Here is a 20,647-nt window from a genome sequence, read left to right as displayed (position 1 = left end):
CGTTGTACACCACGGCAACCTCCGACAGTCTGTCGGCGTGAGCTCCTACGAGATGCCGCCGCAGTCCGGACACCCCCACCACCAGTCGTACGACGGCGCCAAGCAGGGCAAGGGCATGGCCGTCACCGCCCTGATCCTCGGCGTGCTGGCCCTGCTGCTGTGCTGGACGGTGATCGGGGGCGTGCTCCTCGGCCTGCCCGCCCTCATCCTCGGCCTCATCGCCTCCAGCCGGGCGAAGAAGGGCAAGGCGGGCGGTCGCGGGCTCGCGATCACCGGCTGGGTCACCGGCCTGCTCGGCCTGGTCCTGGCGATCGCGCTGACCGTCCTCGCGGGCACGTTCCTGGCGAGGATCGTCGACAGCGACGCCGCCCAGCGCTACGAGCAGTGCGTCTCCGACGCCGGCGGCCAGCAGCAGCAGGTCGACGAGTGCGAGCGGCAGCTCGAGCGCGACCTCGAGGACACCTTCGGCGGCTGAGGCCCTCTCAGTCGCGGCGCAGCAGGCGCGTGCCCAGCTTCGCCAGACCGCCGCGGTCGACCCGGCCGTCGCGGCGGGCGTCGTCCGCGTAGGACGTGCTGTCCCCGGCTCCGACCACGGCCCCGAACCGGACCCAGCGCGGACGCTGCACGCAGGAGCGTGGCACGACGAACGCGATGCGGTCGGCGTCGGACAGGAAGCGGCCCTCGAGGCCGGGGCAGTCGACCACCTCGTCGCCCAGCCCGCGGTAGAGCACGACCTCCTTGCCACCGTCGGTCCGGTTGGCCGTCGCGGTGAACTCGGTGCCGTTCGGGGTCCGCATCCGCACCCCGGCGTACACGGAGCCGCTGTCGGCCGGCCCGGCGAGGTCGGCCAGGTCCAGGGCGAACGACAGCCGGGAGCCCGCGTGCTCGCCGCGCAGGCGCACGACGTCCGCGGACGACCGGGGGCCGCCCGCGTCGAGCTGGCGGACGTCGCCGCGCGGGTCGCGGTGCACCTCCACGTCGGCGGAGGCGGGAGCGGCGAGACCGAGGGTCGCGACGAGGGCGACGGCGGACGCGGCGACGGCGGTGCTCGGACGATGCAGGCTCATGCCGGGCATCGTGGCGCGGCGGCGCGGCCCTGCCCAGGCCGGTCTGGACCGCCGACCGGGATCCCGTGGGTCACCTCGGCGCCGGGAGGAGCCGGGGTCCGCCCACCCGCAGCGGCGCCCGTCCCTCGGCCCGTCCCTCGGCCAGTCCCTCGGCCCGGCCCTTGGCCCGCCCCGGCACCATGGCTGGAGCACGGCGGATGGGGGACTGATGCGCGGCAGGAGACTCGGACCTGCGGCGCTGGTGGCTGCCCTGGCGGCGGCCCTGCTCGCGGGCTGCTCGACCGAGGACGCCGACCGTGACCCGGGCGCCGGGGAGATGGTCGAGCCCGCCGGGGAGGGCGCCGAGGACGACGAGGCCCCCGGCCGCCTCACCCTGGCCTTCGGGGGCGACGTCCACTTCGAGGGCGCCCTCGCGGCCCTGCCCGGCCAGCCGCGGTCGACGCTGGGCCGGGTCTCCGGCGTCCTGCGCGACGCCGACCTGGCGATGGTCAACCTCGAGAGCGCCCTGACGTCCGGTGGCGGCGCCCCGACGGACAAGGAGCTCGAGGACCCCTCGCTGCGCTACTGGTTCCGCAGCCCGCCGTCCGCGCTCGACGTGCTCGCCCGCTCGGGCGTCGACGTCGTCACGATCGCGAACAACCACGGGGCCGACTACGGCCTGGAGGGCGTCCGGGAGTCCCTCGAGATCAAGGCCGACGCGCCCCTCGCGGTCGTCGGCGTCGGCCAGGACCGCGCCGAGGCGTTCGGCGGCTACTCCACGACGATCCGCGGCACCGACGTCACCGTCCTCGCCGCCGACGCGGCCATGCGGGAGAGCGCCGACCCGATCTGGGCCTCGGGGGAGGGCGGCCCGGGCATCGCCTCGGCCCGCGCGACCCCGCCGCGCAACCTGCTGCGCGCCGTCCGCCGGGCCGAGGCCACGCAGGACCTCGTGGTGGTCTACGTCCACTGGGGCGCCGAGAGCACGACCTGCCCCACGGGCCGGCAGGCCTACCTGGCGCAGACCCTCGCCGACGCCGGTGCGGACGTCGTCGTCGGCGCGCACGCCCACCGGCTCCAGGGCTCCGGCGTCCTCGACGGCGCCTACGTCAACTACGGGCTCGGGAACTTCGCCTGGTACCACGGCCGGGTGCCGGAGTCCGGCGTGCTGCGGCTGCGGATGGACGGCGACGAGGTCGTCGACGAGGACTGGCTGCCGGCGAGGATCCCGCTCGCCGGCGGACCCGCGCGGCCCTCGACCGGCGCGGCCCGCGAGGCGGCGCTGCGGGAGTGGGCCGACCGTCGCACCTGCGCCGGGCTCGAGGCCGCCCCCGGGTCACCGGGAGGCCCGGCCGTCCAGGACCGTGACCCGCAGCAGGAGACGCAGCAGGAGCCCGACCGCCAGCAGGCGTCACCCGAGCCCGAGCCGGACGGCGGGAACGACCGCCCGGCGTACGCCGCCCGGGTGGAGCGCGTCGACGAGGCGATCCGTGACCGCATGAGCGCCAGCCACGACGTGGAGACCTGCCCCGTCGACCTGGCCGACCTGCGCTACCTGCGCGTGCGTCACCAGGACTTCGAGGGCGGCACCCGCATGGGTGAGCTGGTCGTCGCCGCCTCGGAGGCCGAGGGCGTCGTCGAGGTGTTCCGCGAGCTGTACCGGGCGCGGTTCCCGATCGCGCGGATGAGGCTGGTCGACGCCTACGGCGCGGACGACGACCGGTCGATGGCGGCGAACAACTCCTCGGGCTACAACTGCCGCACCGTCGCGGGCTCCGACTCGTTCTCCGACCACGCCTTCGGCCGGGCGATCGACATCAACCCGATCCAGAACCCCTACGACAGCCCGCAGGGCGTCGTTCCCGACGCCGGCCGCCGCTTCGTGGACGCCGACCGCTCGCCGGGAGCGCCGTACGTCAAGGGCGTCGTCCGCGACGGCGACGTGGTGGTCCGCGCCTTCGAGCGCATCGGCTGGGAGTGGGGCGACTCGTTCGCCGACTACCAGCACTTCTACGTGCCCTAGTCGACCGGCCCGCGACCGACGGCGGCGCGCAGGTCCTTCGTCATCACCGCGCGGTGGATGCCCACGCCCAGACCGAGGAACGCCCGGCGCAGCCCCGGGTGGTGACCGAGCAGGTGCAGCCGCACCTCGACGACGCCGAGGTCGGCCAGCCGCCGGCGGATCGCCCCGAGGAACGAGCCGAGGACCCCGCGGCCGCGGTGCCCGGGCAGCAGGTCGAGGGTGGTCGCCAGCAGGACGGGGCCCTCGGGACCGGGGCGCGACGTCCCCCAGAACCTCCCGACGACCTCGCCGTCGAGCACCCCGACGAGGAGCAGCTCGGCGGGGTCCACGGGCCCGTCGGCCAGGGCCAGGAGCCGTGCCTCGACCCCGCCCGCCGCAGGGTCGGACAACCCGGCACGTGTCGCCCCCCGGCGCAGCGCCCGCAACGCGTCCGGCACCCACGCGGCCCGCTCGGCGTCGTCCATGGGCCGGACCTCGACGCGTCGGTCGTCCTGCAGCTCGAGCACCCCGGGGTCGAGCCGCTTGGCGTGCATCGTCAGCGCCGCGCGCCAGCCGGCGTCGGAGAGGGGGACGGTGAGGTCGAGGTCGACCGCGGTCACCACGACCTCCGCGCCACCCGCCCGGGCGTGGTCCTCGAGCGCCGCGAGCACGGCCGCCCACCGGGGCCGGTCCCCGGGGTCGAGGGTGGTCTGCAGCTCCCGGACGACGCAGCGTGACCGGTCGCCGTCCGCCGTGCGCTCGAGCAGCAGCCCGCCGACGGCCACCTCGTCGACGACGACCTCGAGCACCTCCTGGACGACCCCGGTCTCCGGGGCGGGCAGGGGATCACCCGCGACCTCCCGCTGCGCGCGCCACGCCGCGACGTCGGCAGCGGACAGGGGAGCGAGGCGCACGGCGACCACGCCCGGCATCCTCGCAGGCCGTCACCCCCGGCTCGACCACTCGCCGACCCCGGGTGGCGCCTCTCCGCGCCTAGGGTGTGACCCATGAGCATGGGGGGCGACCGGGCGCGGGGTGGGCGCTCGCCGTCCATGGCCGACGTCGCCGCGCGCGCCGGGGTGTCGCACCAGACCGTCTCCCGGGTCATGAACGACTCCCCGCTCGTGAAGCCCGACACCCGGGAGCGGGTGCTCGCCGCGATCGCCGAGACCGGCTACCGCCGCAACAGCGCGGCCCGCGCGCTGGCCACCAACCGCTCGGGACGCGTCGGGCTGATTTCGGCGCACCTGGCGCTGTACGGGCCCAGCATGATCCTCACCTCGCTGTCGGACGCGCTGCACGACGCGGGCTACGAGCTCAGCCTCGCGAGCATGACCGAGCAGACCGAGGAGGCCCTGCGGGCCGCCGTCGACCGTCTGCTGGACCGTGCGGTCGAGGCCGTCGTGGTCGCGGTCGCCCACAGCGGCGCGCGGGCCTGGGCGCGGGACCTCGACCTCGGCGTCCCCGTGGTCCTCGTCCAGGGGGTCGGGCCCGGCGAGCCGATGGCGGTCGGCATCGACCAGCAGCAGGGCGCCACCCTCGCGACCGACCACCTGCTCGACCTCGGCCACCGCGCCGTCGCGCACCTGACGGGTCCCCTCGACTGGATCGAGGCCGCCCAGCGACGCAGCGGCTGGCTCCTGGCGCACGAGCGTCGCGGGGTCGAGCCCGGTCCGGAGCTGGTGGGGGACTGGTCCTCGGCCAGCGGGTACGACGCGGGCCGGCGCCTCGCCGGGGACGCCGGGGCCGGTGCCGTGACCGCCGTCCTCGCCGCGAACGACTCCATGGCGCTGGGGCTGCTGAACGCCCTGCACGAGCGCGGCGTCCGCGTGCCGGACGACGTCAGCGTCGTCGGCTTCGACGACGTCCCCGAGGCGGCGTTCTACTGGCCACCGCTGACCACCGTGCGTCAGGAGTTCGCCCGCCTCGGCAGCCGGGCCGTGGAGGTGACGCTGCGCGCACTCGCCGGCGAGACGTCCCCGAGCGTCGACCTGCTGGTGCCCGAGGTGGTGCTGCGGGCGACGACCGCGGCACCCCGGGCGGTGCCGGGCTGATGTTAACGTTCACAGCGTGACCGGGACCACAGCGCTGACCCTGGGGTCCGCTCCCGGCCCCGTGCTGCACCTGCTCACCCTCGGTGCGTGCGTCCACCGGCTCGAGGTCACCGGCGGCGACGGCCGCCGACGCGACGTCGTGCTCGGCCACGACACGCCGGAGCAGCGGCTCGCGGCGACCGAGTTTCACGGCGCGGTCATCGGTCGCTACGCGAACCGGATCGCCTACGGCGACCTCCCGCTGCCCACCGGGCGGGTGAGCCTGCCGACCAACGACCGCGGCCACCACCTCCACGGCGGGCCCGACGGCTTCCACCGCCGCGAGTGGGAGCTCGAGTCCCACGACGAACGCTCGGCGCGGTTCGCCCTCACCAGCCCGGACGGCGACCAGGGCTACCCGGGCACGCTGCGGGCGACGGCGACGTACCGGGTGAGCGACGACGCGGTCGAGGTCGAGCTGGCGGCCACCACCGACGCGGTCACCGTCGTCGGCCTGACCCAGCACTCGTACTTCAACCTCGGCGGTGTCGGCACCGGGACGATCGACGACCACCACCTGCGCCTGGGGGCGAGCCGCTTCACGCCGGTCGACGCGACCGGCATCCCCCTCGGTGAGCACGAGGACGTCGCCGGCACGCCGTTCGACCTCCGGGAGTCGCGTCGTCTCGGCGACGTCCTGCGGACGCCGCACCCGCAGCTGGCCGACGCCCGCGGGATCGACCACAACGTGGTCCTCGACCCTCCCGCCGAGACGGGCGCCGTGCGCGAGGCCGCCGTGCTCGACCACCCCGCCTCGCGGACCCGGCTGACCCTGTCGACCGACCGTGCCGGGCTGCAGGTCTACACCGGCAACTTCCTCGACGCCTCGAGCGTCGGGCACGGCGGCGTGCCCCACCGGCAGGGCGACGGCATCGCCCTGGAGCCCCAGGGCTTCCCCGACAGCCCGCACCACCCCGAGTGGCCCTCCGTGGTCCTCGAGCCCGGCCAGGAGTGGCGCTCGCGCCTCGTCTGGCGCTTCTCCGCGCTCTGACCGGTCTCCGCCCGCGGTGTCGGGTGAGCGTTCACATCAAGATTCGCTCAAGACGGTCCAGGTGGTTGACCGCATCGAATGTTAGCGTTCACACTCCTGGCGTGACACCAGTCACAGGGGCTCCCGCCCCGCTTGGACCCGGAGGAAGAACAGTGCTGAAGAAGACCATGAGCGCGGCGGCCGCCCTCGCCGTCGGGAGCCTCGCCCTCACGGCGTGCGGCGGCACCAGCAGCGGTGCGGACGACGCCTCGGGCGGCGGTGGCGACGACACGATCACCATGGGCTTCGCCCAGGTCGGCGCCGAGAGCGGCTGGCGCACCGCCAACACCCAGAGCATCCAGGACAGCGCGGAGGAGGCGGGCATCGAGCTGGTGTTCTCCGACGCGCAGCAGAAGCAGGAGAACCAGATCAAGGCGATCCGCTCCTACATCCAGCAGGACGTCGACGTCATCGCCTTCAGCCCCGTGGTCGAGACCGGCTGGGACGCCGTCCTGCTCGAGGCCAAGCGCGCCGGCATCCCGGTCATCCTCACCGACCGCGCCGTCGACTCCGAGGACGACAGCCTCTACGAGACCTTCCTCGGCTCCGACTTCGTCCTCGAGGGCGAGCGGGCCGGCGAGTGGCTGGTCGAGAACGCCGAGGAGTCCGACGTGGACGGCGACGGCGACGTCAACGTCGTCCAGCTCGAGGGCACCACCGGGGCCGCGCCGGCCATCGACCGCGCCGAGGGCTTCGCCGACACCATCGCCTCCGACGACTCCATCGAGGTCACCGCGTCGCAGACCGGCGACTTCACCCGTGACGGCGGCAAGCGCGTCATGGAGTCCTTCCTCAACTCCGAGGACGGCATCGACGTCGTCTACGCCCACAACGACGACATGGGGCTCGGCGCCATCGAGGCCATCGAGGCCGCCGGCATGACCCCGGGCGAGGACATCAAGATCATCACCGTCGACGCCGTCAAGGACGGCATGCAGGCCCTGGTCGACGGCAAGATCAACTACATCGTCGAGTGCAACCCGCTCCTCGGCCCCCAGCTCATGGAGCTCGCCGAGCAGGTCGTCGCCGGCGAGGAGGTCGAGCCCCGCGTCGTGACGGAGGAGACCACCTTCACGCAGGACGAGGCCGCCGAGGTCATCGACGAGCGTCAGTACTGAGCTCCGTCCGCACCACCAGCGCCACCCCCAGCAGCACCAGACGAGGAGCACCGCACATGGCCCACCTGGAGTCGGTGAAGCCCACCAGCGCCCCGGCCGGCGGCCCGCCGGGCGACCCCGTGGTGGCCATGGACGACATCAGCATCAGCTTCGGCGCCGTCCGCGCGCTCGACGGCGTCTCCGTCCGCCTCTACCCCGGCGAGGTGCACGCCCTCATGGGCGAGAACGGGGCCGGGAAGTCGACGCTGATCAAGGCCCTCACCGGGGTCTACGGCATCGACTCCGGCACCGTCACCGTCGAGGGGCGGCAGGTCCGCCTCGCCTCCCCGTCCGCGGCGCAGGAGGCGGGCATCAGCACCGTCTACCAGGAGGTGAACCTCTGCACGAACCTCACGGTGGCCGAGAACATGATGCTGGGCCGCGAGCCGCGCTTCCTCGGCGCCATCAACACCCGCGCGATGAACCGCCGCGCCCGCGCCACCCTCGACCGCCTCGGCCTGGACGTCGACCCGGCGTCCACCCTCGGCGACCACCCCATCGCCGTCCAGCAGCTCGTCGCCATCGCCCGGGCGGTGGACGTCGACGCGAAGGTGCTGATCCTCGACGAGCCGACCTCCAGCCTGGACGCCGACGAGGTCGAGAAGCTCTTCACCGTCATGCGTCGCCTGCGGGCGGCCGGCGTCGCGATCGTGTTCGTCTCGCACTTCCTGGACCAGATCTTCGAGATCACCGACCGGATGACCATCCTGCGCAACGGTCGGCTCGTGGGGGAGCGGATGACCGCCGACCTCACCCAGCTCGAGCTGGTGCAGCTGATGATCGGCCGCGAGCTCGAGGTCCTCGAGAAGCTGGAGCGCGAGCTCGACGCCGAGGACGCCGGGCCCGCGTCGTCCGAGCCCGTCCTCCGGGCGGTGGGGCTCGGGCGCAAGGGCTCGCTGCTCGCCACCGACCTCGAGGTGAGGCCCGGGGAGGTGGTCGGTCTCGCCGGGCTGCTCGGCTCGGGCCGTACCGAGCTCGCCCGGCTGCTCTTCGGCGCCGACACCTCCGACACCGGCACGCTCGAGGTCTCGGGGCGGCGCACCCGGCTGCGCGCACCGCGGCAGGCCATCGACCGCAAGGTCGCCTTCCTGTCGGAGAACCGACGGTCCGAGGGCGTCATCGGCGACCTCTCGGTCGCCGACAACATGCTCCTGGCGCTCCAGGCCACCCGCGGCTGGTTGCGCCCCATCCCGTCGGCCACGCGCAGGAGGCTGGTCGACGAGTACATCGAGGCCCTGGACATCCGCCCCGCGGACCCCGACGCCCTCATGCGCAACCTGTCGGGCGGCAACCAGCAGAAGGTCCTGCTGGCCCGCTGGCTGATCACCGAGCCGGACCTGCTGATCCTCGACGAGCCCACCCGGGGCATCGACGTCGGCGCGAAGGCACAGATCCAGCAGCTCGTCGCCGACCTCGCCCGCCGCGGTCTCGGCGTCGTGTTCATCTCCGCCGAGCTGGAGGAGGTGCTGCGCCTGTCGGACCGCGTGGTCACCATGCGGGACCGCCGCAAGATCGACGAGCGCTCGAACGTCGACGTCGCCGTGGGCGACGTCCTGGAGATCATCGCGGGCGACGCCCGCGCGGAGGAGGTGGGCGCCCGTGCGTAGCGCGTCGTCCCGCGTGCTGTCGAGCACGCTGCTGTGGCCGCTGCTGGTCCTGCTCGGGCTGCTGGTGGTGAACGTCGCCGCGAACCCCGGCTTCATCGAGGTCCGCGTCCAGGACGGCAGGCTGTTCGGCAGCCTCGTCGACATCGTCCGCAACGGCGCCCCGGTGCTGCTGATCGCGCTCGGGATGACCCTCGTCATCGCCACCCGCGGCATCGACCTCTCGGTCGGCGCGGTCGCGGCCATCGGCGGAGCCGTCGCCTGCGTCCACATGGTCTCGGCGCCCGACGAGTCGGCCCTCGGCACGGCGATCGTGGCGTGCGGCCTCGCACTGGCGACGTGCGTCGCGCTCGGGCTGTGGAACGGGTTCCTGGTCTCCGTCCTGGGCATCCAGCCGATCATCGCGACGCTGGTGCTCCTCGTCGCGGGCCGCGGCCTGGCCATGCTCGTCACGGACGGGCAGATCACCACGGTGAACAACGAGTCGTTCCGCACCATCGGCGTCGGGTTCGTCCTCGGGCTCCCCGTCGCGGCGCTCGTGGCGTGGGCGGTCTTCGCCCTCACCGCGCTGCTGGTTCGCCGCACCGCGCTCGGCATGCTCGTCGAGGCGGTCGGCATCAACCCGGAGGCCAGCCGGCTGGCCGGTGTCCGTGCGGTCACCATCCGCTGGACCGTGTACGTCTTCTCCGGCTTCTGCGCCGGCCTCGCGGGCCTGATGATCGCGGCCAACACCTCCGCCGCCGACGCCAACAACGCCGGCCTGTGGATCGAGCTCGACGCGATCCTCGCCGTCGTCATCGGCGGGACCTCGCTCGCCGGCGGCCGCTTCTCGCTCGCCGGCACCTTCGTCGGCGCCCTGCTCATCACCACGCTGGCCGCCACGATCCCGAACATCGGGATCCCGTCGGAGACCAACTACCTGTTCAAGGCCGTGGTCGTCATCGTCGTCTGCCTCCTGCAGTCCCCGAAGGCCCGGGCGGTGCTACGACGGCGCCGCACCGCCTCCGCGACACCCGCGCCGCCCGAGGGGCCGCCCGCGGGCGACCCCGCCCCGGCCGGGGAGTCCTCGGCCCCGACGCTCGCGAAGGCAGGCACCCGATGAGCACTCAGACCCGGCCCGCGCCCGGCGGCGCGACCACCCCGGCCCCCAGGACGGCGCCCTCCACCCCGGCGGCAGGCTCGCGCCCGGGCCGCTGGTGGCACGCCCTGCGCACCTACCGGCCCTCGGCCCAGCTCGTCCCGCTGCTCGCCACGCTCGCCCTGTTCCTGGGCATGCTCCAGGTCGGCGGGCTGCGCTACGAGGGGTTCACCTCCTCGCAGGTCATCCTGAACCTGCTGACCGACAACGCCTTCCTCGTCGTCCTCGCCGTCGGGATGACCTTCGTCATCCTCACCGGCGGCATCGACCTGTCCGTCGGCTCGGTGGTGGCGCTGTCGACGATGGTCGCCGCCTGGACCCTGCAGGACGGGTGGTCGCCGTACGCCGCCATCGCGGCGACGCTGACCGTCGGCACCGTGCTCGGCCTGCTCACCGGGCTGGTGATCCACCACTTCGACGTGCAGCCCTTCATCGCGACCCTCGCCGGCATGTTCCTGGCCCGGGGCCTGTGCTACCTGATCTCCGTCGAGTCCATCCCGATCCGCGACGACACCTTCTTCTTCCTCGCCTCGGAGCCGATCCCGATCGCGCTCGCGCCGTGGCAGGGCGGGGTCGTCATCGGCCTGCTGGGACTCGGGATGCTGGCCGCGCTGGTGAGGCGGAGGTCGCTGCGCTCCGCGCTGGTGCCCGTCCTCGTCGGGCTCGGGGTCGGCATGTGGGTGACGCTCCTGCTGATGGGTGACCCGGCCCTCACCACGACGTACTCGGTCGTCATCGCCCTGGCCACCGTGGCGGTGGCCGTGCTCGTCCTGCACCGGACCCGGTTCGGCCGGACCGTCTACGCGATCGGCGGCAGCGAGGCCTCGGCGCTCCTCATGGGGTTGCGGGTCGGCCTCGTGAAGGTCGGGGTGTACGCCGTCAGCGGGTTCTGCGCCTCGCTCGGCGGCCTGCTCTTCGCCTTCTACATGCTGTCGGGCTACAGCCTGCACGCGGTGGGCATGGAGCTGGACGCCATCGCGGCGGTCGTCATCGGCGGCACCCTCCTCGCCGGCGGGCGGGGTCTGGTCGTCGGGTCGCTGCTCGGGGTCCTCGTGCTCGGCACGATCCAGACCTTCATCTCCTTCGACGGCACGCTCAGCTCCTGGTGGACGAAGATCGTCATCGGCGCCCTGGTGCTGGTCTTCGTCGTGATGCAGCGGGTGCTGACCCGGCGGCAGCCGTGACCGACCTCGTCGCGCCGCCGCCGGCGACGACCGCCGGCCGCCTGCCGGTGATGGCGGACGTCGCCCGGCTCGCCGGCGTCTCCCACCAGACGGTCTCGCGCGTCGTGAACGGCCAGAACAACCTGCGCCCGGAGACCCGGGCACGGGTGGAGGCCGCGATCGCCCAGCTCGGCTACCGGCCCAACAACGCGGCGCGGGCCCTGGTGACCCGACGCTCCGGCACCATCGGCGTCGTCGGCACCGCGGGCGGCCTGTGGGGCCCGAGCACGGTGCACCGCACCGTCCAGGCCGCCGGCCGCGCCGCGGGCATGTTCGTCAGCTCGGTCAACCTGCCCCAGGTCACCGGACCGGAGCTCGACGCCGCGCTCGGCCACCTGCGCGACCAGCACGTCGAGGGCGTCGTCCTCATCGCCGCCAACGACCACGCCCTCGAGACCGCCGCCCGCTCCACCGCCGCCGGGCTGCCCGTGGTCGTCATCGAGGGCGACCCCGCGCGGGCGCCCTGGACCGTCGGGGTCGACCAGCAGGCCGGCGCCGTGCTCGCGACCCGCCACCTGCTCGACCTCGGCCACACGGAGGTCGTCCACGTCGCCGGGCCGCAGGAGTGGGTCGAGGCCCGCGGTCGCCGGGAGGGCTGGCAGGACGCGATGCACGACGCGGGGCTGCGCACGTCGCGCGTCGTCGAGGGCGACTGGACGCCGGCCAGCGGCTACCGCGCGGGCCGGGAGGTCCTCGCCCGCGGCGCGACGGCGGTCTTCGTCGCCAACGACCACATGGCGCTCGGCCTCCTGCTGGCCCTCGCCGAGGGGGGCGTCTCGGTGCCGGACGACGTCAGCGTCGTCGGCTTCGACGACATCCCCGAGGCGCCGTACCTGATCCCGCCGCTGACCACCGTGAAGCAGGACTTCCGGGCCGTCGGCCGCCGGGCCATCGAGATCCTCGGTGCCGCCATCGCCGGGGCGCGTCCCGCGGACGGCCCCGCGCGCACCATCCCCCCGACCCTCGTCGAGCGGCGCAGCACGGCCGCCCGCGGAAGGAGCACCACGTGAGCGAGCACCGGTACGAGGAGCAGCGGCCGTCGTACGTCGTCGGCGTCGACTACGGCACGCTCTCCGGTCGCGCGGTCGTCGTCCGCGTGGCCGACGGGGCGGAGCTGGGCTCCGCCGTGCACCCCTACCCCCACGGGGTCGTCGACGAGCGGTTGCCCGGCAGCGGGCGCCGCCTGCCGCCGGACTGGGCGCTGCAGGTGCCCGACGACTACCGCGACGTGCTGCGGGTCGCGGTGCCGGCCGCGGTGGCCGCCGCCGGCGTCGACCCGGCCCACGTGGTCGGCATCGCCACCGACTTCACCGCCAGCACCGTCGTGCCCTGCCTCGACGACGGCACCCCGCTCAGCGAGGTCGACGGCTGGGCCGCTCGGCCGCACGCGTACGTGAAGCTCTGGAAGCACCACGCCGCCCAGCCGCAGGCCGACCGCATCAACGCCCTCGCCGCGGAGCGGGGCGAGTCGTGGCTGCCCCGCTACGGCGGGCTCATCTCCTCGGAGTGGCAGTTCGCCAAGGGCCTGGAGGTCTTCGAGGCCGACCGCGAGGCCTACGACGCGACCCAACGGTTCGTGGAGGCCTCCGACTGGATCGTCTGGCAGCTGTGCGGCACCTACGTCCGCAACGCCTGCGCCGCGGGCTACAAGGGGATGCTGCAGGACGGCGGGCACCCGTCGCCGGAGTTCCTCGAGGCCCTGGCCCCCGGCTTCGGGTCGTTCGTCGCCGACAAGGTCGAGCACCCCGTGGGCGCGCTCGGCGACCGCGCCGGGGGGCTGACCGCCGAGGCGGCGGCCTGGACCGGTCTGCGGGAGGGCATCGCCGTCGCCGTCGGCAACGTCGACGCCCACGTCACGGCCCCGGCGGCGCAGGCGGTCGACCCCGGCCAGATGGTCGCCATCATGGGCACCTCGACGTGCCACGTCATGAGCGCCGAGGTGCTGCGCGAGGTCCCCGGCATGTGCGGGGTCGTCGACGGCGGCATCGTCGCCGGCCTCTGGGGTTACGAGGCCGGCCAGAGCGGCGTCGGGGACGTCTTCGGCTGGTTCGTCGACAACGCCGTCCCCGCGTCGTACGCCGAGGCGGCGGCGGCCGCCGGGGAGGGGCTGCACGAGCACCTCACCCGGCTGGCCGCGCAGCAGGAGGTCGGCGAGCACGGGCTCGTCGCCCTCGACTGGCTGTCGGGCAACCGCTCGGTGCTGGTCGACCACCAGCTCACCGGGCTCGTGATGGGCCTGACCCTCGCCACCCGGCCGGAGGACGTCTACCGCGCCCTGCTCGAGGCCACCGCCTTCGGCACCCGCGTCATCGTCGAGACCTTCCGCGAGGCCGGCGTCGGGGTCGACGAGTTCGTCGTCGCCGGGGGCCTGGCGAAGAACCCGCTGCTCATGCAGGTCTACGCCGACGTCACCCGGCTGCCGCTGTCCGTCGCGGACTCCGAGCAGGGCCCGGCGCTCGGCTCGGCGATCCACGCCGCGGTGGCCGCCGGTCTCCACCCGGACGTCCCGACCGCCGCGAAGTCGATGGGGAAGGTCCGCCGCGGGGTGTTCCAGCCCGACGAGGCGGCCTCCGCCGTCTACGACGAGCTGTACGCCGAGTACCGCGCCCTGCACGACCGGCTCGGTCGCGACGACCGGGCCATGCGGCGCCTCGGCGCGATCCGCCGCGCCGCCGCCGAGCGGCGCGCGGCGAGGGAGGAGGAGCGGTGACCGTCACCGCCGACGTCCGCGACACCCTGCTCGACCTGCGGCGGGAGGTGTGCGCGCTGCACGAGCAGCTCACGCGCTACCAGCTGGTCGTGTGGACCGCGGGCAACGTCTCCGCCCGGGTGCCCGGTCACGACCTGCTCGTCATCAAGCCCTCCGGGGTCTCCTACGACGACCTCACCCCGGAGAACATGGTCGTCTGCGACCTGCACGGCCGGGTGGTCGAGGGCGAGCACGCCCCGTCCTCCGACACCGACGCGCAGGCCTACGTCTACCGGCACATGCCGGAGGTGGGCGGCGTCGTCCACACCCACTCGACGTACGCGACGGCCTGGGCGGCCCGCGGCGAGCCCGTGCCCTGCGTGCTGACGATGGGCGCCGACGAGTTCGGCGGTGAGATCCCCGTGGGGCCGTTCGCCGTCATCGGCGACGACTCGATCGGCCGCGGCATCGTCGAGACCCTGCGCCACAGCCGTTCCAAGGCGGTGCTGATGCAGAACCACGGGCCCTTCACGGTGGGCAGGGACGCCCGCTCCGCGGTGAAGGCCGCCGTGATGTGCGAGGACGTCGCGAGGACCGTGCACGTCGCCCGCCAGCTCGGCCAGCCGCTGCCCATCGCCGCCGACGCCGTCGACAGCCTCTTCGACCGCTACCAGAACGTCTACGGCCAGCGCTGACGCGCCGGTCCGAAGGAGTCCACCCATGACCGCCATCACCTCCCCGGCGAGGACCCAGCCCCCACCCGAGGTCTGGTTCCTGACGGGCAGCCAGTCCCTCTACGGCCCCGAGACCCTCGACCAGGTCGCGGAGCAGTCGCGCGGCGTCGCCGAGCGTCTGGCCGCCGACGGCGACCTGCCCGTCGCGGTGGTGTGGAAGCCGGTGCTCCTCGACGCCGGGGCCATCCACGCCCAGATGCTCGAGGCCAACGCGGCCCCGCAGTGCGTGGGCGTCGTGACGTGGATGCACACCTTCTCGCCGGCGAAGATGTGGATCGCCGGCCTCGACGCGCTGTCGAAGCCGCTGCTGCACCTGCACACGCAGGCGGGCATGGAGCTGCCGTGGTCGACCATCGACATGGACTTCATGAACCTCAACCAGGCCGCCCACGGCGACCGCGAGATGGCCCACGTGCAGGCCCGCGTCGGCGTGGCCCGGACCGTGGTGGCCGGCCACGTCGGCAACCCCGCCGTCCGCCGCCGCGTCGAGGACTGGGCCCGCGCGGCCGTGGGCCGCCACGAGCTGTCGACGCTGCGCCTGGTCCGCTTCGGCGACAACATGCGCGACGTCGCCGTCACCGAGGGCGACAAGGTCGAGGCCCAGCTGCGCTTCGGCGTCTCGGTCAACACCCACGGCGTGAACGACCTCGTGGAGGTCGTCGACGCGATGGGCGACGACGACGTCGACAAGCTCGTCGTCGAGTACGCCGACCGCTACCGCGTCGCCCCCGAGCTGCTGCCCGGCGGCGAGCGCCACGAGTCGCTCCGGTACGGCGCCCGCATCGAGCTCGGCCTGCGGACCTTCCTCGTCGACGGCGGCTACCGCGCCTTCACCACGAACTTCGAGGACCTCGGCGGGCTCCGGCAGCTGCCCGGTCTCGCCGTCCAGCGGCTGATGGCGGACGGCTACGGCTTCGGCGGCGAGGGCGACTGGAAGACCTCGGTGCTCCTGCGCGGCATGAAGGCGATGGCCGAGGGCCGTCCGGGCGGCACCTCCTTCATGGAGGACTACACGTACCACCTGGTCCCCGGCGCCGAGAAGATCCTCGGCGCGCACATGCTCGAGGTCTGCCCGACGATCACCCGGGCGACCCCGAGCCTGGAGGTGCACCCGCTGGCCATCGGCGGTCGCGAGGACCCCGTGCGCCTGCGCTTCACCGCCACCCCCGCCGCCGGCCTCGTCGCCGGGTTGTCCGACCTGGGCGACCGGTTCCGCCTCACCGTCAACGAGATCGACGTCGTCGAGCCGGACGAGGACCTCCCGCGACTCCCCGTCGCCTGCGCGGTCTGGGAGCCCCGGCCGTCGCTGTCGACGTCCGCCGAGTCGTGGCTGCTCGCGGGCGCCCCGCACCACACCGTGCTCACCACCGCGCTGGGTCGCGAGGTGCTCGAGGACTTCGGGGAGATGGTCTCGGTCGAGGTCGTCACCATCGACGCCGACACCACCCCCCGCACCTTCGCCCGCGAGCTGCGCTGGAACGCCGCCTACCACCGCCTGGCCGCGCGCCTGTGAGCGCGCGAGAGGATCGACCCATGAGCGAGACACTCGAGACCCGCACCCTCGGCCGCACCGGACGCGACGTCACCGTCGTCGGCCTCGGCACCTGGCAGCTCGGCGCCGACTGGGGCGAGGTGAGCGAGTCCGACGCCCGCGACGTGCTCGAGGCCTCCCTCGAGGCGGGGGTCACCTTCTACGACACCGCCGACGTGTACGGCGACGGCCGCAGCGAGCGCGTGGTGGGCCGGTTCCTCGCCGACCACCCCGACGCCGGGATCGTCGTCGCGACGAAGTTCGGGCGCCGCGAGGAGCAGGTGCCGGAGAACTACAACCCCGACAACTTCCGGGCGTGGATCGACCGCTCCCGCTCCAACCTCGGCGTCGACACCGTCGACCTCGTCCAGCTGCACTGCCCGCCCTCGGCGACCATCACCGACGACGCGACGTACGACGCCCTCGACGCGCTCGTCGCCGACGGCTCGATCGCGGCGTACGGCGTGTCCGTCGAGACCTGCGACCAGGCCCTCGCGGCCATCGCGCGGCCGGGCGTCGCGAGCGTGCAGATCATCCTCAACGCCTTCCGCCTCAAGCCCCTGGAGCAGGTGCTGCCCGCCGCCGCGACGGCCGGCGTCGGGATCATCGCGCGGGTGCCGCTGGCCTCTGGCCTGCTGTCCGGCCGGTACGACGCGTCGACGACGTTCGCCGCCGACGACCACCGCACGTTCAACCGCGACGGCTCGGCGTTCGACGTGGGGGAGACCTTCTCCGGCGTCCCCTACGACGTCGGCGTGGCCGCCGCCCAGGAGTTCGTCGCCCTCGCCCGTGGGCTGGACGGCGAGGCGAGCCCCGCCCAGGCCGCCATCGCCTGGTGCCTGCAGCAGGACGGGTGCACCACCGTCATCCCGGGCGCGCGCAACGTCGACCAGGCCCGCTCGAACGCGGCCGCGGGCCGGCTGCCCGCCCTCGGCGAGGACTTCCACGCGGCGGTGCGTGACCTGTACGACGCCCGCATCCGGCCGGAGGTCCACCACCGCTGGTGACGTCTATGACGTTCTATGAACGTCAACGCCTAGTATGACGTTCTATGAACGCCCGCTACAGCCCCTTCCGCCCGTCCTTCGGCGCCAGCCCGCCGGTGGTCGCCGGCAGGAGCGTGCAGGTCGGCCGGTTCGGCGACGCGCTCCGGGCCGGCCCCGGCGCCGCGGCGCGGACCGTGCTGTTCACCGGCGCCCGCGGGATCGGCAAGACGGTGGCGCTGAACGAGGTCGAGGACGAGGCGCGCTCCCAGGGCTGGCTCGTCCTCAACGACACGGTCTCGCCCGGCCTGCTGGACCGCCTGCTCACCGAGCTGGTCCCGCAGGCCTGGCGGGACGTCGCGGCGGAGACGACCCCCACCCCGGTCGACCCCCGGCCGCGCACGCGGGTGACCGGGGTGTCGCTCCCCGGCGGCGTCGGCGTCGAGGTCGAGCGGGAGGCGGGCGGGACCCTCGAGGGACTGCGCGCGAACCTCTCCGCGCTCGCCGAGGCGATGGCCGAGCGTGGCGCCGGGATCCTGCTGACCCTCGACGAGGTGCACCGGGCCGGGCGCGCGGGGGACGACCTCGCGACGGTGGCGGCGACCTTCCAGCACCTCGTCCGTGAGGGGCGTCAGGTCGCCTTCGCCGGCGCAGGCCTGCCGGCGGCGGTCCACGACGTCCTGACCGACGACGTCGTCACGTTCCTGCGCCGCGCGACCCGCTTCGACCTCGGTCCCCTGACCTACGACGACGCCGCCCAGGCCCTCCGGGAGCCGATCGTGCGGGCCGGACGCCGGATCGGGCCGTCGGCCCTGGACGAGGCCGCCCGGGCGAGCCGGGGCTACCCCTACCTGGTGCAGATCATCGGTCAGCACGCCTGGGAGGCGGACCCGTCCTCCGAGCTCGTCACCGACGACCACGTCGCCGAGGCCGTCCCCCGCGCGATCCGCGACCTCGGGACCCAGGTGCACCAGGTCGCCGTGAACGACCTGTCGGACCGCGACCGCGACTACCTCGCCGCCATGCTCGGCGACGGCGGGGTCTCGGCCGTGGCCGACGTGCTGGACCGGATGGGGGTGACCCACTCCTACGGCTCGCGCTACCGCCAGCGGCTGATCCTGGCCGGGATGATCGAGCCCGTCGGCCGGGGCCGGGTCCGCTTCGCGCTGCCCTACCTCGCGGAGTACCTGGAGTCGCTCGACTAGCCGTCGGGCCCTCCCGGTCGGACCCGGCGGGCCCCCCGTGTCAGCGCAGGGGCAGCGGCTCCGTCTCGGTGGGCCGGACGCGGCGGCTCTCGAGCAGCTCCACGACGTACGTCGTGGTCCGGGTGCCGTTGCCGTCGGGGAACGTCAGCGTCCGGTCGCCTGCCGCGTCGAGCCGACGGACGGCGAGCTCGGTGCGCCCGCCCTGGGCGCCGACGCGCACGAAGCGCACCTTCTCGCCGGCGACGGACCTCGGACCGGTCACGGTGACCCGGTCGGACCCCGCGCCGTCGCCGACGCCGGACCGGTGGAGGGTCACGCCGCCCTTGCCGCTGCCGAAGTCGACGCGGTCCGACGCGCTCGCACCGGCGTCGCCGGACAGGGTGCTGTCCGCGTCGGGCAGGGTCTCCCCGGTGGCGGCCGTCAGCCGGCCGCCGAGCTCGGCGGGGTCGCCCCGCTCGGCGACGTCGGTGACCTCGACGCCGAAGCCGCCGTCCGACCGGGTCACGACGCGACGGGACAGCGCGATGCCGTCGCGGGTCACGAGCCCGGCGTCGGCGTCGCGGCCAGGGACGTTCTCGACGCCGCGGCGGTACATCAGGTCGATCGCGCGACCCGCGAGGGGCTGCCCGTCGAGGGTGAGGGAGCCGGTCCAGGTGCGGGCCCCGCCCGAGGGGAGCGCGCCCTCCTCGGCGGGCGTCAGCGTCAGGGACGCCTGACCCGTGGTGAAGCCGGTGCCGCCGAAGAAGCCGTCGCCGGGGAAGCGGTACTCGAGGACGCCACGGCGGAGGTCGGGGTCGACCCCGGTGCCGGGGTCGACCGGCACCCGTCCGGTGTCGTCGGTGGTGCCGACCACCCAGGGGCCCGGCTCCTGGCCCTGCTCGTAGACCCGGTACTCGACCTCGGCCCCCGCCGCGACCGGGCGGCCCTGCTGGTCGAGCACGGTGAGGGCGACGTCCCCGGGGGCGTACTCGTCGACGTCGAAGACGGTGGTGTCGGCGAAGTAGTCGTCGATGCTGGACGGCTGGGGCTCGTAGGACTGGACGACGACGGGCCCGGTGGTCCGGTCGGAGGTGGAGGAGAACCCGTCGGCGTCGTCGCCGTTCGCGTAGTACCTCGCGGTGGTGCCGGTCGGCTGCGTCGCGACCACCAGGCCCTGGTGGTCGGTGTACCCGACCCGCCGGGCGGGGCCGGAGCGCGTGGCGCGGGTGAACACCTCGGCCCCGGCCACCCCGCGCCCCTGCTGGTCGAGGACGCCGACCGTCACCTCGGAGTCCTCCCCCTCCCGACCGGGCCGGGCCTCGGCCACGACCTCCTCGATGCTCTGCCGGTAGAGCGTGACCGGGACGGCGTCGTCCGTCCCCCGCTCGGCGCCGAGCACCACCACGCGCCCGTCGGCGGGCCTCACGGACGTCAGGTCGAGGCTGGTGGCGAAGGTGCCGTCGGCGGGCTCGTTGGGAGCCTTGTTCGGGTTGCGCACCACCCGGGCGCGGCTGATGCCCTGGAAGGTGCCGGTGCCGGACCTCCAGGCCGACAGGGCGACCGAGCCGTCGGTCGCCCGGGTCGTCCCGGTGACCCCCGTGAGCGCGCGCGTGCGACGGGTGTCGGCGTAGGGCTGCGTGAAGAAGCCCTGCTCGCCGCCGAGGAACAAGCGCACCGGGGGCAGGGACGCGGCGTCCCTCCTCACGACCTCCGGCTCCTCGGCGCCGGCGACCAGCACGTCGCGCAGGGTGGAGTACCGGGTCTCGCCGGTCGAGGTGCTCGAGGCGACGCGCACGGCGATCCGCGAGCCCGCCGCCGGCGGGCCGTCGCGCCACTCGACGGAGGCGAACCGCCCGGTGACGAGGGTCGGGTCCGTGATCGCCGTCCAGCCGGGGTCGTCCTCGGCGGCGTCGGGGGTCGCGTTCCACTCGAAGGTGATGGTGGCGTCGCGGTCGTCGACCTCCGCGACGAGGTGGACGCTGGCGTCGCTGGAGAAGATCCGCTCCGGCTCGAACGAGATGGCCCGCTGGGCGTTGTACGGCGCGATCAGGCGCAGCTGTGGGCCCTCGGCGGACGCGGCGGACGCGGCGGACGCGGGGGAGAGCGGCGCGACGAGGCCGCCGAGGGTGAGGGCGGCGACGGCGGAGGCGGCGAGGCCGCGGCCGAGGGGGGAGGTCATGAGGGGTGTCCCTTGGTCCGGCGCCCGGGGGCGCGACGAGGTCTGCGGTCCCGA

17 protein-coding genes are annotated in these 20,647 nt (G+C 74.3%); 14 read left to right on the top strand and 3 right to left on the bottom strand.

Annotated features, from left to right (window positions below):
* Positions 1-37: 37 nt before the first annotated feature.
* The gene (locus MJ876_RS06140; RefSeq protein ID WP_240235337.1) at positions 38-475 is read left to right on the top strand and encodes a DUF4190 domain-containing protein; all 438 of its coding nucleotides are present in this window, start codon (positions 38-40) and stop codon (positions 473-475) included.
* A 7-nt stretch (positions 476-482) separates the two neighbouring features.
* Here MJ876_RS06140 and MJ876_RS06135 read toward each other — a convergent pair whose 3' ends face one another.
* On the bottom strand, positions 483-1,067 hold the full coding sequence (locus tag MJ876_RS06135; RefSeq protein ID WP_240235336.1) for a hypothetical protein: 585 nt from the start codon (positions 1,065-1,067) through the stop codon (positions 483-485).
* 208 nt (positions 1,068-1,275) lie between these two features.
* Here MJ876_RS06135 and MJ876_RS06130 point away from each other — a divergent pair, with 208 nt between their 5' ends.
* A complete protein-coding gene (locus MJ876_RS06130) occupies positions 1,276-3,069 on the top strand; it encodes a CapA family protein (protein ID WP_240235334.1) in 1,794 nt (597 codons plus the stop codon).
* On the opposite strand, the gene MJ876_RS06125 is transcribed toward MJ876_RS06130, so the two are convergent.
* Positions 3,066-3,971 carry a hypothetical protein gene (locus MJ876_RS06125; protein WP_240235332.1) on the bottom strand — a complete coding sequence of 302 codons (906 nt, stop codon included), beginning with the start codon at positions 3,969-3,971 and terminating at the stop codon, positions 3,066-3,068. The two genes, MJ876_RS06130 and MJ876_RS06125, sit on opposite strands and share 4 nt — an antisense overlap.
* Positions 3,972-4,055: 84 nt before the next feature.
* Here MJ876_RS06125 and MJ876_RS06120 point away from each other — a divergent pair, with 84 nt between their 5' ends.
* The 12 genes from MJ876_RS06120 to MJ876_RS06065 all read left to right on the top strand — a co-directional run bounded on the left by MJ876_RS06120 (position 4,056) and on the right by MJ876_RS06065 (position 18,435).
* On the top strand, positions 4,056-5,102 hold the full coding sequence (locus MJ876_RS06120; RefSeq protein WP_240235330.1) for a LacI family DNA-binding transcriptional regulator: 1,047 nt from the start codon (positions 4,056-4,058) through the stop codon (positions 5,100-5,102).
* Between the two features lie 16 nt (positions 5,103-5,118).
* Positions 5,119-6,132 (top strand): aldose epimerase family protein, encoded by a 1,014-nt coding sequence (locus tag MJ876_RS06115; protein WP_240235329.1) that lies wholly within the window; start codon positions 5,119-5,121, stop codon positions 6,130-6,132.
* Between the two features lie 152 nt (positions 6,133-6,284).
* Entirely contained in the window at positions 6,285-7,289 is a 1,005-nt protein-coding gene (locus MJ876_RS06110; protein ID WP_240235327.1) for an ABC transporter substrate-binding protein, read from the top strand.
* A gap of 56 nt (positions 7,290-7,345) precedes the next feature.
* Positions 7,346-8,935 (top strand): sugar ABC transporter ATP-binding protein, encoded by a 1,590-nt coding sequence (locus tag MJ876_RS06105; RefSeq protein WP_240235325.1) that lies wholly within the window; start codon positions 7,346-7,348, stop codon positions 8,933-8,935.
* Positions 8,928-10,034, top strand: coding sequence for an ABC transporter permease (locus MJ876_RS06100; protein WP_240235323.1), 1,107 nt, complete (start codon positions 8,928-8,930; stop codon positions 10,032-10,034). The genes MJ876_RS06105 and MJ876_RS06100 overlap by 8 nt, the downstream gene beginning before the upstream one ends.
* Positions 10,031-11,254, top strand: coding sequence for a sugar ABC transporter permease YjfF (locus MJ876_RS06095; RefSeq protein ID WP_240235321.1), 1,224 nt, complete (start codon positions 10,031-10,033; stop codon positions 11,252-11,254). Before MJ876_RS06100 ends, MJ876_RS06095 begins: the two co-directional genes overlap by 4 nt.
* Positions 11,251-12,303, top strand: a complete 1,053-nt coding sequence (locus MJ876_RS06090; protein ID WP_240235319.1) for a LacI family DNA-binding transcriptional regulator — start codon at positions 11,251-11,253, stop codon at positions 12,301-12,303. The genes MJ876_RS06095 and MJ876_RS06090 overlap by 4 nt, the downstream gene beginning before the upstream one ends.
* Entirely contained in the window at positions 12,300-14,003 is a 1,704-nt protein-coding gene (araB, locus tag MJ876_RS06085) for a ribulokinase (protein WP_240235317.1), read from the top strand. The genes MJ876_RS06090 and araB overlap by 4 nt, the downstream gene beginning before the upstream one ends.
* Positions 14,000-14,677 (top strand): L-ribulose-5-phosphate 4-epimerase, encoded by a 678-nt coding sequence (locus MJ876_RS06080; RefSeq protein WP_240235315.1) that lies wholly within the window; start codon positions 14,000-14,002, stop codon positions 14,675-14,677. Before araB ends, MJ876_RS06080 begins: the two co-directional genes overlap by 4 nt.
* Before the next feature lie 25 nt (positions 14,678-14,702).
* Complete coding sequence (gene araA, locus MJ876_RS06075) at positions 14,703-16,229, top strand: L-arabinose isomerase (RefSeq protein WP_240235313.1); 1,527 nt, start codon at positions 14,703-14,705, stop codon at positions 16,227-16,229.
* 20 nt (positions 16,230-16,249) lie between these two features.
* On the top strand, positions 16,250-17,254 hold the full coding sequence (locus MJ876_RS06070) for an aldo/keto reductase (protein WP_240235311.1): 1,005 nt from the start codon (positions 16,250-16,252) through the stop codon (positions 17,252-17,254).
* 44 nt (positions 17,255-17,298) lie between these two features.
* Positions 17,299-18,435 carry an ATP-binding protein gene (locus MJ876_RS06065; protein WP_240235309.1) on the top strand — a complete coding sequence of 379 codons (1,137 nt, stop codon included), beginning with the start codon at positions 17,299-17,301 and terminating at the stop codon, positions 18,433-18,435.
* A gap of 40 nt (positions 18,436-18,475) precedes the next feature.
* On the opposite strand, the gene MJ876_RS06060 is transcribed toward MJ876_RS06065, so the two are convergent.
* Complete coding sequence (locus tag MJ876_RS06060; RefSeq protein WP_240235308.1) at positions 18,476-20,593, bottom strand: hypothetical protein; 2,118 nt, start codon at positions 20,591-20,593, stop codon at positions 18,476-18,478.
* Between the last annotated feature and the right edge of the window lie 54 nt (positions 20,594-20,647).

Source organism: Nocardioides sp. CFH 31398 (assembly GCF_022436705.1).
Taxonomy (GTDB): domain Bacteria; phylum Actinomycetota; class Actinomycetes; order Propionibacteriales; family Nocardioidaceae; genus Nocardioides.
This window is presented reverse-complemented; position numbering and strand designations above follow the sequence as displayed.